14 protein-coding genes are annotated in these 13,567 nt (G+C 39.6%); 5 read left to right on the top strand and 9 right to left on the bottom strand.

Annotated elements, in window-relative coordinates:
* Positions 1 to 208: 208 nt before the first annotated feature.
* Positions 209 to 703 (bottom strand): cupin domain-containing protein, encoded by a 495-nt coding sequence (locus CLV48_RS10150; protein ID WP_106567178.1) that lies wholly within the window; start codon positions 701 to 703, stop codon positions 209 to 211.
* 151 nt (positions 704 to 854) lie between these two features.
* On the opposite strand from CLV48_RS10150, the gene CLV48_RS10155 reads away from it, so the two are divergent.
* The 4 genes from CLV48_RS10155 to CLV48_RS10170 all read left to right on the top strand — a co-directional run bounded on the left by CLV48_RS10155 (position 855) and on the right by CLV48_RS10170 (position 5,664).
* Positions 855 to 1,448, top strand: a complete 594-nt coding sequence (locus CLV48_RS10155; protein WP_106567179.1) for a YceI family protein — start codon at positions 855 to 857, stop codon at positions 1,446 to 1,448.
* Between the two features lie 143 nt (positions 1,449 to 1,591).
* Positions 1,592 to 3,316, top strand: coding sequence for a single-stranded-DNA-specific exonuclease RecJ (recJ, locus tag CLV48_RS10160; RefSeq protein WP_211299927.1), 1,725 nt, complete (start codon positions 1,592 to 1,594; stop codon positions 3,314 to 3,316).
* Positions 3,317 to 3,409: 93 nt separating this feature from the next.
* Entirely contained in the window at positions 3,410 to 4,147 is a 738-nt protein-coding gene (lptB, locus tag CLV48_RS10165) for an LPS export ABC transporter ATP-binding protein (RefSeq protein WP_106567180.1), read from the top strand.
* The gene (locus tag CLV48_RS10170) at positions 4,147 to 5,664 is read left to right on the top strand and encodes a GH3 auxin-responsive promoter family protein (RefSeq protein ID WP_106567181.1); all 1,518 of its coding nucleotides are present in this window, start codon (positions 4,147 to 4,149) and stop codon (positions 5,662 to 5,664) included. The genes lptB and CLV48_RS10170 overlap by 1 nt, the downstream gene beginning before the upstream one ends.
* A gap of 6 nt (positions 5,665 to 5,670) precedes the next feature.
* Here CLV48_RS10170 and mtgA read toward each other — a convergent pair whose 3' ends face one another.
* From mtgA to CLV48_RS10190, 4 genes are all read right to left on the bottom strand, one after another.
* Entirely contained in the window at positions 5,671 to 6,366 is a 696-nt protein-coding gene (mtgA, locus tag CLV48_RS10175) for a monofunctional biosynthetic peptidoglycan transglycosylase (RefSeq protein ID WP_106567182.1), read from the bottom strand.
* Positions 6,367 to 6,370: 4 nt separating this feature from the next.
* A complete protein-coding gene (locus CLV48_RS10180; protein ID WP_106567183.1) occupies positions 6,371 to 7,192 on the bottom strand; it encodes a class I SAM-dependent methyltransferase in 822 nt (273 codons plus the stop codon).
* A 70-nt stretch (positions 7,193 to 7,262) separates the two neighbouring features.
* Positions 7,263 to 7,460, bottom strand: coding sequence for a hypothetical protein (locus tag CLV48_RS10185; protein ID WP_106567184.1), 198 nt, complete (start codon positions 7,458 to 7,460; stop codon positions 7,263 to 7,265).
* Positions 7,461 to 7,525: 65 nt separating this feature from the next.
* Positions 7,526 to 7,813 carry a hypothetical protein gene (locus tag CLV48_RS10190; protein WP_106567185.1) on the bottom strand — a complete coding sequence of 96 codons (288 nt, stop codon included), beginning with the start codon at positions 7,811 to 7,813 and terminating at the stop codon, positions 7,526 to 7,528.
* Between the two features lie 220 nt (positions 7,814 to 8,033).
* Here CLV48_RS10190 and CLV48_RS10195 point away from each other — a divergent pair, with 220 nt between their 5' ends.
* Positions 8,034 to 8,501, top strand: coding sequence for a MaoC family dehydratase (locus CLV48_RS10195; protein WP_106567186.1), 468 nt, complete (start codon positions 8,034 to 8,036; stop codon positions 8,499 to 8,501).
* Positions 8,502 to 8,546: 45 nt separating this feature from the next.
* Here CLV48_RS10195 and CLV48_RS10200 read toward each other — a convergent pair whose 3' ends face one another.
* From CLV48_RS10200 to CLV48_RS10215, 4 genes are all read right to left on the bottom strand, one after another.
* Entirely contained in the window at positions 8,547 to 9,275 is a 729-nt protein-coding gene (locus CLV48_RS10200) for a tRNA threonylcarbamoyladenosine dehydratase (RefSeq protein WP_106567187.1), read from the bottom strand.
* Positions 9,268 to 9,912, bottom strand: coding sequence for a TatD family hydrolase (locus tag CLV48_RS10205; protein WP_106567188.1), 645 nt, complete (start codon positions 9,910 to 9,912; stop codon positions 9,268 to 9,270). Before CLV48_RS10205 ends, CLV48_RS10200 begins: the two co-directional genes overlap by 8 nt.
* Positions 9,913 to 9,920: 8 nt before the next feature.
* A complete protein-coding gene (locus CLV48_RS10210) occupies positions 9,921 to 11,051 on the bottom strand; it encodes a BamA/TamA family outer membrane protein (protein ID WP_106567189.1) in 1,131 nt (376 codons plus the stop codon).
* A gap of 83 nt (positions 11,052 to 11,134) precedes the next feature.
* The gene (locus tag CLV48_RS10215; protein ID WP_106567190.1) at positions 11,135 to 13,540 is read right to left on the bottom strand and encodes a TonB-dependent receptor; all 2,406 of its coding nucleotides are present in this window, start codon (positions 13,538 to 13,540) and stop codon (positions 11,135 to 11,137) included.
* Positions 13,541 to 13,567 lie beyond the last annotated feature (27 nt).

The raw sequence follows: 13,567 nt of genomic DNA on the forward strand, positions 1-13,567 counted from the left end.
CTTTTTTCATTTTTGCAATCTGTGTGTTAAAGGTAAGAAATTGTCTGCACACAGATCGGGTATTCGCCTACCGCGGGTTCCTCAAATTCCCCGTGCGATTTCTTCTAAATCACACAGAGAATTTCGAGGTATAACTTTAACTTCGTAAGTAGTGAAACCAACTTACACAGTTTTTGTCATAGTCCCTTTTCTGATTTTATCTAAAAGCTTATCTCCCAAAATCATCTTGTAACCTTACAATATCTTCCTCGTCTGATGGGTGGTTGTCGTCTGTGTGCTGCCAGATTTCAGCTATCATTCCCCAGTCTTCCAGTCCTATCAAGCGGTGCCTTTCGCCCTGTTGCAGCTTGATTTTTTCTCCTGCACATAAGATATGTTTTTCCTGTTCCACATCTGTGAGACTAGTGGCCACGGCTACTTTTCCATTGATGCATCTCCATATTTCCGCTCTTCTGAAATGATATTGCCAACTCAGTCTTTTGCCAGGGGCGACCAGAAGGATTTTTGGGCTAAGTTTTTCGGAGAGCTTCAGTTTTTGGAAATCTTCCTCAGGGAAAAATTCTATTGCAAAATATTGTGCCTGAGATTCATCTATTACCAAAAAACCACCCCATGGCCTTTCCCTATCTTCTTTGATGATGGTAAACCCTTTCTCCTTCATTAGGCGTTCTGCCGCTTCAAAAATTTCATTCTTAGATTTCATGATGACCTGAATTGTACACAAAAACAATTCAAATATGCAAATTGTGCTTGGAAATCGGAAATACCGATTAAACCTTTTGGTCTTAAAAACTGTCTATATGTATGATTATTTTATCCATCCATTTATCTTTCATAACCCAAAACCTTAAAAAATGAAAACCATTGTAATTATTCTCTTAGGAGTCCTTTTGGCAGTCCCTTTTTTACCAATTTCAGAAGTGTATGAAGTCAAGGTTGACAAAAATGTCAGTACAGTGACCTGGCGCGCGAGCAAAGTGACAGGCACGCACTTTGGCAAAGTCAAAATTTCACAGGCGGACCTGGATTACAAAAACAATAGGATTCAGGGTGGTTTTTTTGAAATCGATATGACCTCAATTACTGTAGAAGACATTACAGACCCTGGTTCCAACAAAAGACTTACAGACCATCTGAAGTCAGATGACTTCTTTTCTGTAGATAAATTCAAAACTTCCAGTTTAAAAATTACAGAGGCCAAAACTGCAAATGGAAAGGATTACCAAATTAATGGGAATTTAATGATCAAGGGGATTTCCAATCCTGTGAGCTTTCCTGCAACAGTGGAAGTTAAGGGAGGAGAGATCACAGCTACGGGTAAAATTACCTTTGACCGTACCAAATATGACATCAAGTACCGTTCGGGAAGTTTCTTTGATGGACTGGCAGACCGAATGATATATGATGAAGTGCAGCTGGAAATTGCATTAGTGGCCAAAGCAAATTAAGTAGAATAAGAGCTTAGATTTAAAATCCCGGTTAAAGATTAGGCCGGGATTTATTTTTCATTTCTATCCGTGTTTTGGAACCTTCCAAAAATAAAAGGGATTGATCTATCCAAAATAGCCGCTTACTTTAGTAATTTAGCCCTATGGAGTATAAATGGATGATTAGGGAAAAGGCCGACCCTAAAATTGTAGATTCCCTAAGTAAAGAAATTAATGTTAATCCCACTTTGGCCAATATGTTGGTCAATAGGGGCATAGATTCTTTCCAAAAAGCCAAAGATTTTTTTAGACCTGATCTTGATAAGCTACATGATCCCATGTTGATGAAGGACATGGATAAAGCCCTGTCCCGGCTGGCATACGCCATTGACCAAGGGGAAAAGATTTTGGTTTATGGGGATTATGATGTAGATGGGACAACTTCTGTGGCCATGATGTATGGTTACCTCAGCCGATTTTATCCTAATGTGGATTTTTACATTCCGGATAGATACAAAGAAGGATATGGAATTTCTGAAAGAGGCGTACGGTTTGCGGCAGATAATGGCTTTAAGCTTATTATTTCTTTGGACTGTGGCATAAAGGCCATTTCCAAAGTTGCTATGGCCAAGGAATTGGGAGTTGATTTTATCATTTGTGACCACCATACTCCGGGTGAGGAGTTGCCCCCTGCTATTGCTATTTTGGATCCAAAGAGGCAAGATTGTACATATCCCTATAAAGAATTGAGCGGTTGTGGGGTTGGTTTTAAACTGATTCAGGCTTTTTCAACTTTCAGAGGAGAAGACCCCGGGAAGGTCATGTCTTTTTTGGATCTTTTGGCGGTAAGCATTGCGGCTGACATTGTTCCGATTACAGGTGAAAACAGAATTTTGACCTATTATGGTATTGAGCGGATCAATAATAATCCAAGGCCTGGGATCAAAGCATTGATCCTTCGGAGTAAAATTGAAAAGGAAATCGAAATTTCCGATATCGTATTCAAAATAGGCCCTAGGATCAATGCCTCAGGAAGGTTGGAGCATGCCAAAGCTTCGGTAGAGTTATTGATTTCTAAGGACCTGGAGGATGCTTTGGCTAGAGCAGAACTAGTTGATACAGTCAACGCGGCCCGTAAGAATTTTGACGAAAATATTACCAAAGAGGCACTTTCTATGATTGAAAGTCTTGATGAGGTAAGGCAAATGAAAACTACTGTGCTTTTCAAGGAAGATTGGCACAAAGGTGTTATCGGAATTGTGGCTTCGAGGTGTATTGAGAGGTTTTATAGACCCACAATAATCCTGACAGAATCCAACAACAAAGCTACAGGAAGCGCAAGGTCTGTCTATGATTTTGATATATATGAGGCCATTTCTGAATGCAGTGATCTTCTTGAGCAGTTTGGAGGCCATAAATATGCTGCCGGCTTGACTTTATCTGTGGATAATGTGCCGGCATTTCAGGCAAAATTTGAGGAAGTGGTTAGTTCCAGGCTTGATGAAATCCACATGAAGCCTGTGCTTGAAATAGATGATGAAATATTGCTTGATCAGATCAATTATAAATTTTATAATATCCTGAGGCAAATGGCACCATTCGGTCCGGGAAATCCTGAGCCGATCTTTACCGTTAAGCAAGTATATGCTGAAAATGTCCGTATCTTAAAGGACAAGCATTTGCGCTTCAATGTGGTACAAGACGGACAAGAAACCAAGCCTGTATGTATTGCTTTTGGATTAGCTGACAAAGATATTTATCCAGATGAAATCATTTATAAAATGTTAATGCGCAAAATGCGATTTGATTTGGCATTTGAGATAAGAGAGAATACTTTTAGGAATAATAGCAGTCTTCAACTTTACGTGAAAGACATCAAATTTGACTGATATGAAATTGATCATGACCAAAAGGTTTCCTAACCGGGATGATTATCAAACGGGTGTGACTCCATAGGACCTTTGGAAAACTATTATAAGCATATGAAATTAAGGGCTGAGCATTTGGTAAAAATTTATAAAGGCCGCAAAGTAGTGAATAACATCTCTGTAGAGGTGGAGCAGGGGGAGATTGTGGGATTATTGGGACCTAATGGGGCCGGGAAGACGACTTCATTCTATATGATTGTTGGACTGATTCAGCCCAATGAAGGAAAAATTTTCCTGGAAGATCAAAATATTACCGAATTGCCTATGTATAAGAGGGCCAAACTTGGAATTGGATATTTAGCCCAGGAAGCTTCAGTTTTTAGGAAGCTCTCGGTAGAAGAAAACATCATGGCTGTATTGGAAATGACCAATAAGACCAAAGCTGAAATGAAAGAAAAAGTGGAAAGTCTGCTAGAAGAATTCAGTCTTACCCATGTGAGGAAAAACCTTGGTATGGTACTTTCAGGAGGGGAGAGAAGAAGGACAGAAATAGCAAGGGCGCTGGCAGTAGATCCTAAGTTTGTACTCTTGGATGAACCATTTGCAGGGGTAGATCCCATTGCAGTAGAGGAAATCCAGACCATTGTGGCCAAGCTAAAAAATAAGAATATAGGTATACTGATTACAGACCATAATGTAAATGAAACCCTTTCCATTACTGATCGCGCCTATTTGATGTTTGAGGGAAGGTTGTTGAAAGCCGGTACAGCTGAGGAATTGGCCGCTGATGAACAGGTGAGAAGGGTATACTTAGGACAGCACTTTGAATTGAAGAGAAAAGTTTTTAACTAATGGAAGTTGTCAATACATTTCTGACCTGGATTTTTAAAAGCCGGATTGGTCAGATTGAAAATTTTATGCACAATCCCATCGAGGTTCAAGAACAAATCCTCGAAGAATTGATTTCCAATGCCAAGAGAACCACTTTTGGCAAGACTTTTAGATTTCAGGAGATTAATACCTACAACGATTTTGCCACTAGGGTTCCTGTGCACACTTATGAGGAGCTAAGTCCCTATTTTGAGCGGATTATGAAAGGGGAGCAGAATGTACTTTGGCCCTCCGAGATTCTCTGGTTTTCCAAATCCTCCGGAACTACTTCCAGCCGGAGTAAATATATACCTGTCTCCCAAGAAGCTTTGGAAGATTGTCATTTCAAAGGTGGCAAGGATATGCTTTCTCTATATGTGAACAATTATCCCGAGAGCAAACTTTTTGCAGGGAAAAGCTTAAGTATTGGGGGGAGTTTGGGCAAGAATCCCTTAGATCCCATCAGTGAGATCCAAGTGGGAGACATCTCTGCTGTTATCATGCAGAATTTGCCACTTTGGGTCCAATTTGCAAGAACCCCCAGTCTTGAAATCGCTCTTATGAGTGAGTGGGAAAGCAAGATAGAAAAGATGGCCAAAGAGGTCATGCACGAGAATGTCATCAGTATTTCGGGGGTGCCCACCTGGACTATAGTTCTGCTTCAGCGGATCATGGAACTCAAACAGGCCAAAAATATTCTTGATGTATGGCCAAATCTAGAAGTATTTTTCCATGGAGCGGTAGCATTTGGACCATATAGAAACCTGTTTCAGGAAATGATTCCCTCATCTAAAATGAGGTACATGGAAACCTACAATGCCTCGGAAGGATTTTTTGGGATACAGGACCAAAAAGATTCAGATGAACTGCTGTTGATGCTGGATTATGGCATATTTTATGAATTTATTCCCATGGAGGATTTGGAAAAGGAGTTTCCAAAAGTAATTCCTTTATCAGAAGTAGAATTAGGTAAGAATTATGCCATCCTGATAACAACCAATGCAGGTCTGTGGCGCTATAAAATCGGGGACACAGTAAGGTTTACCAATACAAGTCCCTATAGATTCAAAATTTCCGGCCGGACGAAGCATTTCATCAATGCTTTTGGAGAAGAAGTGATCGTGGAAAATGCAGAGAAAGCAATTGAAGCAGCAGCTGTGGCCACAGGAGCCTCAATTACAAATTTCACAGCAGCACCGTTATATTTTGGCGATTCCAAAAGCAAAGGTGCGCATGAATGGGTAATTGAGTTCAAAAAGTTACCTGATAATAATGAAAAATTCATCATGGTTTTGGATGAGATCCTCCGTGAGATCAATTCTGATTATGATGCCAAGCGGTACAAAGACCTTGCCTTATCAGCTCCCAAAGTGCATTTTGTTCAGGAGGGGATATTTTCAAAATGGCTCAAGAATAAGGGGAAGCTTGGTGGTCAGAACAAAGTGCCCAGGCTATCCAATACAAGGGAGTATTTGGATGAAGTTCTATCTCTACTTTGACAAGAATCAAATCCCCATTCCTACAGGCTTAAGGTTGTTCATTTGGCCCAGTATCCAAACTTGTCTTCCCTGAATGTAAGGGGTAGGTCTGGCAGGAGACCACCTTCTGGGATTGGGCAATACCGCTGCAATGAGAGCTGCTTCTTGACGGTTTAATTTTTCTGCAGATTTCCTGAAATTAGACTGAGATGCGGCCTCAATACCATAAACCCCTTCACCCATTTCAATGACATTGAGGTATACTTCCATGATTCTTTCTTTTGGCCAAAAAGTTTCTATCAAAAAGGTGAAATAAGCTTCAAGACCCTTTCTGACCAATGTCCTTGAAGGCCATAGGAATACGTTTTTTGCGGTCTGCTGGGAAATGGTGCTGGCTCCCTTAATTCTTTTTCCTTTTTTGTTCTGTTCCCAGGCTTTCTCCATCGCTTTCCAATCAAAACCCCTATGGTCCATAAAGTTTTGATCTTCAGCTGCCACCACTGCTTGGGGAACATGTTTGGATATTTTTTTGATGGAAACCCAGTCTTTATATAAGCGAAGTTCCTTCTTTTCATCTATGGCCTGCTCATAGAGCCTTATCACCATCAATGGGGTGATCGGAACAGGAACAAACCTATAAATTAGAGTAAAACCAATGCTTAGGATAAAAAACCATAAAATGATTTTGAAAAGTATGCCAAATATTATTTTGATGATTTTCATACCCTTAAGCGTAAGCAGTGGCTTGAATGAACCTATAATAGAATACTGAATCCTTCATCGCTCTGAGGCTGTCCATGCCCTTTTGCATAGCTTTAAACTGAGAATCAGTTATGAGTCCATCTTGAATAAGTGAAGAAGCCCCAGAGCCCATAAGATTTTTCCAATAGGTAAAAACGGTATTTTTTTCCTGATTTGTCCTGCTGTCAAGATGAAAACCACCACTCCTCAGGTCTATGTTTCTATATCCTGCTTCATGCAAAAGATTTCCCAATTTGGCACCCACATGGGGATCTCCTCCGATAGAAATTTGATAATTGTTATAAATATCCCAATAATCCATAACTTCTGGTAAGCAAGGGTAAGTATAGAAACTGCTGTTTAAAACTTCGGTGATGGATACCATTGCCCCTGATTTCAGAAAGGGCTTCATACTTTTAAGGACACGTACCGGATCCGCGATATGTTCCAAAACCCAGCAAATAAAAGCCCCATCAAAAGTTTTATCCAGATTGAGGGCTGTTGCATCTTGTTGTATAAAGCGTACTTTTTCAGTTCCAAAGCCCAATGCCTCCATATTCTCTTGGGCCTTTTTAATTTGACGGGCTTCATATTCTACGCCAGTAATCTGGAGGTGTGGAAATCTTCTCAGGAGGATTTCAGTCTGTGCACCTACTCCACTACCAATTTCAAGTAAATTGGTAACATTTGAAAAGTCGATGAAGTCATAAATAGGCCTTTCAATGACCAGAGCCTGTTCCCGTAGTCTTTCCTGTTCGGTGGCTGTATAGCCATGGATATACTTTTTCTCAGATGGATCTTGATTCATCGCTATTTTGCTGAACAGCAAAATAAGGGCTTTTTTTGCTGATAATAAAGGGTACTTTTCTCTGGATTTTTCAAGGATTCGATTTTTGCTTGAGTATCACCGGTTCTTTCAATTTTCCAGTGACCAATTCCATAAAATATTTTAGCTCAGGATAAATTAAAGGGGAAACTATTGGGTATTTCAATACTACATTTGCTGAAATTTTTACGGAATTGTCTAAAGCTGTAATTTGATAAGTAAATGTGGCATCTCCACTTGGAAATGCCATACCTGTATTTTCAAGGTAATCAATTGGTCAAGCTGTTCAATGAATGTTGTGCTAACCAATTTTTTCTACAATTTCCCTTGGCGCTTATGAGAAGTGGATTTGATTACATTATGCCTAAACATGCTATCAGTATAGGGGTTAATTCTGAATTGAGCCATTTTGGGAAGCCAGGAAAGATTTTTTTTTGGATAGTAACCAGACTGACTTGAATAAATGTAGTTCTCCAATACATTGGTATAAACTTCCCTTTCTTTTGAAGTTTCAGAACTGCCCAATACATTCAAATTCCACAACACCATTTTATTAGACGAATTTGATTTCATGAAAGGAGCCAAATCCTCCAAGTCTGACATAAATTTTGTGAAGTTCTTCTAGGTTGTGAATTATTCCTGAAACCAAGATCTGCCTCCATATTCACTTGTTTTTAAATATGCAAATCACCCTTATTGACAATATTTTTTCTAGGCAATCCTGATTTTTGCACATAATAGCTATTTCTTTGATTAATGGAAGATACCCATACGAAAACCCATATTTTTTTTACCTTTACTGTCCATAATAGCAATAATAAGCATGAACCCGATTACTATTGGAAGTTTTGAAGATTTCGCCAAATTCATAGGACAGGACCTAGGAGTTTCTGATTATCACCAAATTACCCAAGAACAGATCAATAAATTTGCCGATGCTACCTTAGATCATCAGTGGATTCATACAGAGCCCGATCGAGCCAAACGAGAAGGTGCTTTTGGAGATACCATAGCCCATGGCTACTTGACACTTTCTCTAGTGCCTTTTTTATGGGAGCAGGTTGTAAGTGTACAAAACCTAAAAATGATGGTCAATTATGGTATTGAAAACCTGCGATTTGCACAAGCGGTATTAGTTAATAATGAAGTGAGGCTCAATGCCCACCTTAAAAATGTTGTTAATTTGAGAGGCACAATTAAGGCAGAAGTGGATGTTACACTAGAAATCAAAGACCAAAAAAAACCTGCCTTTACCGGTACTTTGGTTTTTCTTTATCATTTCCACTCCTAATAATATATTCAAACGATGGTTATATACCATCGTTTGAAGTTTTAATCAATTACCCGCTAGAAGATCATTCACCACTGCTGATGCACAACTGCACCCGAATGCCGCAGGTAAAAAGGACATGGTCCCATAAGCTGATTTTTTATAGTTACGGCCATCGGTATGCATCAAGCTCTCTTTGATATAAAGTTCTGTAGAAAATACAGCCTTAAAACCTTTATTGATATCATGTTTTTTTAATCTCTTTCGGAGCATCCGTGCCAATTTGCAGTTGTAGGTTTCTGAAATATCTGAGATTTTGATTTTGGTAGGATCAATTTTTCCCCCAGCACCCATTGAACTGACCAATGGAAATCCCCGTCGGTAAGCTCCTTCAATCAGGTGTAATTTTGGAGTTAAGCTATCAATGCAATCCACTACATAATCGAATTCATTTTCAGCTAAAAGCTGGGAAATGGGTTCCGGGCCCAAGAATTCTTTTATCACATGAATTTTTAGGTTGGGGTTGATGCTTAACAGACGTTCTTCCATCCACTCTGCTTTAGATTGGCCTACATTTTTTTGAGTTGCAGGCAGCTGTCTGTTACAATTGCTGATATCCACGACATCTCCATCAATAATGGTCATTTCACCGATACCACTTCTACAGATAAATTCAGCTGCAAAAGAACCTACTCCACCCAATCCTACAATCAGCACATGCTTTTTTGCTAACTTCTCCAATCCCTCACGTCCTACGATCAATTCTGTCCGTGAAAGCCAGGCAAAATCATTCATCAATTCCTCTTTTTGATATTTTCTTCCAGTTTTCTTTAAGCTGTCTGTCCAGGGTTTGGACAGGAAGGCGCAAAATTAAGGAAGCCTGTTCATATATGGAGGAAATATTTTTTTCAGAAGTATCGGTTTCTAAAAAAATCCGGTCTATGGGGCAGTTTTTCAGCCAGTTTTGGGCATTCGAGTCCTCTTTAAAGATGGCCTCCCCAAAGGAAAAGTAAATTGGGTATTGCAATAGGCTTTGGGCTATGCTTTCTTTTTGGTTGAAACCATGCCAGATTATTGCCGGAGGGTTTTTTTCATTTTTCAAGAATTGCTGGAGAAGATGGACCCCTTTTACACAATGGAGGATTAGTGGTAAGCTATGTTTATAGGCAAGTTGAGCCTGAGCTGTAAAAGCTGCTAACTGTGTTTTTCCTTCTGGGCCTCTGGCTAAGTCAAACCCGCACTCTCCAATAGCCCAAAGGTTGGGATCATGAATGTTGTTTTCAATTTCAGATAACAGACTTTTCCAATCTTCATTCAGAGACCAAGGATGAATTCCATACGAATACGGTGATTTGGGGGCATTCTTACCCACCAAATTAAATATCCGGTTGCATTGGGGGTCTTGGTGTGTATGGAAATCTATGTAGTCCAAAGTATTCTCTATATGACCTCGTTCAAGCCAAAATAAAAGGCGCGCTGATCGCCGATTGCAAAGTCCAGTCGGATATTCAGTCCGTCGTCTGTGATTTTATATCTAAAACCAAATCCTCCCCCATATTTGAACCTTTTCCAGTCAAATTGCTGCAAGCTCCCGGCTACTTGACCAGAATGTGCGAAAACCACCATGCCCAAGTTTCTATGTACCCTAAATCTGTATTCAGCCTGATGTACCATAGCGTGCCTATCTCTGTATTTTCCTTCAAAATATCCTCGCATCCTGTCACTTCCTCCTATCAAGGAAATTTGTTGAAATGGGGCATTGGCAGAGGTAAAACTCCACCAGCTTTGCAATGCCAAGGAATTATTTCTGACCTTTAGGTATTTCCTTAGATCAAAAGTCAATTGTGAAAACTCAAATCTGCTTCCCAGAAAGCTGCTGTAATCCATGTATCCGATGCGATTAAACCATCCCCTATGCGGTTGAAAAATATTGTCCCGTGTATCATAGTTTAAAACCAGCCCCAATCCGGAAATCCTTTGGCCATCATAGCCTAAAGGGCGGTCAGTTTCCAGCAATCCACCTTCTACTCTTTGTGAAATATCATCTGTCCTGAATTCGTATTTAGGGCCCAGATAAAGGCCTTTGAAAAGCATCCTTTCATAATTGATGAAAAATGATGCAAATCGGGTGGTATAAGCCTCTCCAGTAATTGTTGAAGCAATATCACCAATACCATAATATTTGAATGGAAAATTGGAAAGCTCAAGCCTTGCATTCAGCAAAGATCTGTTTTCATCTGCCCACCATTCCAGTTCTGTAGTAAAAATGCTTTGGTTATTGAGTGTGTACAAAAATGTAATGGGCAATGTGGAAGGCCTTAGATTTTGGTTTTTTTCCCCCTGAGGCCTAAAAATCCTTAAGGCCCTGGCTCCAAGACCTAAATTGGTTTCAGGACTATAAACCAGAGCGGGTATAATTGTCCACTTATCTCCAGAGATGATATCGATTACCCTATCCCCAAAATCAAATAGTTTGTCAAGGCCTCTATTGGTTTCTTTCAGTTCAAGCTCTTGGGCCTGAAGAAAAAAACTGAATAAAAATAGCCCCAATGAAAAGTAGATTTTCCTCATTGGGGCAAAGGTAAGCAAATACCGAATTATTTGATCTTCTCAAGAGAAGTTAGTCATTGGTTTTGCCAATAAATTCCGGGATGTTAGAATTCTACAATCAGTCCAATTGTAGGCAACAATGTTCCTGCAGGATTATCAATAAGCCGCATTTCATACCTGCTTGGATCATTTGGATTAACTTTAATGCTACCATCGGGATTCCTTACAGGAATAAGCAAAGGAGGTTGCTCAGCTTGGAAATTGTAAGCATTCTGGATATCTAAGAACCAATTTAGGTTCCATTTTTTGAAGAAATATTTTTTATCAATTCTAAGATCCAGCTGGTGGAAAGCCTGAAGCCTAATGGCATTGATCAGGTTGTAATCCAATAGTGGTTGCCCACGTAGGTTCCAAACTTCAATCAAAGAGGATGTTTCAATATCGATCGGGGTATAAGGGGTACCTCCAAGATATCTCCATCTTGCCCCAAATTCCCAGTTTTTTACAAATCTTTTTCCAGCTGTCAAACTTACAATGATGCGGTTATCCCATGCAGAAGGAATAAATCCTTGAGTATTTGGATTGGTAAACTCACTTCTTACCAACGTGAGTGAGCCAATACCATAAAAATTGTTGAAGAAGCGCTGTTGGGCCAAGAACTCCAATCCATAAGCCCTTCCCTGTGCATCAGACCTTAATTCTTCATTTCCGATAACTCCAAAATCAGCTCCCAAATTGGCCAAAGCAATTCCGTTCAGGACAGAGGAGGGATAGTTATTGTAGTGTTTATAGAATGCTTCTACCGAAAATCTCCTACTTTTTTGTGGAAGCACTTTTTCTATTCCTGTAATGAATTGACTTGACCTGATAAAGCGAATATCATTCAATTGGTTGACCAATTCCCCTTCATTATTTCTGAATCCTAATGCTGTATAAGGTGGCCTTTGGTAATAGATACCGGCGCTTGAAGTCCAGAAAAGGTTTGGTTTGAACTGGTAGGATATTGAAAGCCTTGGACTAATCTGATTGAGAGGGTTTTGAGCGGTCTGTCCGAAATCACTGCCATCCATCCTTACTCCACCACTTAGCAACAATCTTTCATTGAAGTAGTTTTTGCTTGCAGATACAAATGCTCCATAACTGTTAAAAAATGATCTGGCATTTACATTGATCACTTGCCCTATCGGTGCCAATGTTAAACGGTCAAAATTACTGATAGTAAATCGAGAATATTCGTAGTTAAAGCCATATTTGAAGGTCACCGGTCCTTTAAAAATAGAATTCTCAGCACGGAATTTGTTTTCACTTTCCTGTGAAAGATAGTCAAACAGGATATTTTCCTTTGTAGATTCGTCATTTCCGGCATACTTAAAGGAGCGGTTATTGAGCATATTTCTGCTCAGGATAAAAGTCCAGAAGCCATTTTCCCTGTATCTTTTTAGCCTAAGACCAGTAGTATAATTCCATTGGGTTGAGATGGGAAGGTTATCCAAAAGATATAACCTGGATTCTCTTTCCTCAATGGTTTCATTCCTTGGTTCATCAAAGTTTAGAGAAAAGAGGTCTATGGCGCCGACCCCTAAGAATGTCAACTCTGTTTTGTCATTAATTTTGGTTACAGTTTTCACCTGGAAGTCATAAAAATCAGGTAGGAAAGGAAGTCCTAATGCCCTAAATAACAGTTGAAGGTATGATCTCCTGGCCGAAATGAGGTAGGTTGTTTTTTCTCCCAGAGGCCCTTCATTAGAAAAGGTGAATTCACTCGCCCCTATGGTCATTTGGGTAAACATCTTGTCACTTCTTCCTTCTTTAAATTCAAAATTAAAGAAGGAGCTAAGTGAATTCATCCTGTCCGCCGGGAACCCTCCTGTAATGACATCCACATTTTTGATCAAATTGACATTTAGGATACCTACAGGACCACCGGAAGAGCCTTGTGTGGCAAAGTGATTGATCACAGGAACCTCAATGTCATCAATAAAAAACTTGTTTTCATTGGGAGCGCCACCTCTGATAATGATGTCATTTCTAAAGCTGGCAGTACTCGCAACTCCTGGAAGTGATTGGATTACCCTACTTATATCCCTGTTTCCGCCCGGATATCTTTCAATCTCATTGGTATTCAGTTTTCTTACTGAAATTGGGGTTTCATCAGATCTAGTAAATTCTGCATTGACTGTAACCTCAGAAAGATCGGCGGCTTCTTCTCTGAGTTCAAAATTGAGTTGAACTGATCTTGCTCTTGTTACTTGTATTTCAAACTGAGTTTGAGAGCGGTAGCCTATAAAACTTGCTCTGACATTATAGAGGCCAGGTTCTATATTGGATAATACATAATTGCCATCAAGATCAGTAACAGTACCATAGTCAGTACCTAAAATGACTATGTTGGCAAAAGAAATGCCTTCATTATTGACAGGATTGGATACCCTCCCACGGATTTCGCCCATTTGGGCCATTGTTTGAATAAATGAAAACAAAAGGATTATGAGAAGAAATGAAAGTCGCATAATTGTACATGTATAACCTGTATGTAA

This window comes from Cecembia rubra (assembly GCF_003014575.1).
GTDB lineage: Bacteria > Bacteroidota > Bacteroidia > Cytophagales > Cyclobacteriaceae > Cecembia_A > Cecembia_A rubra.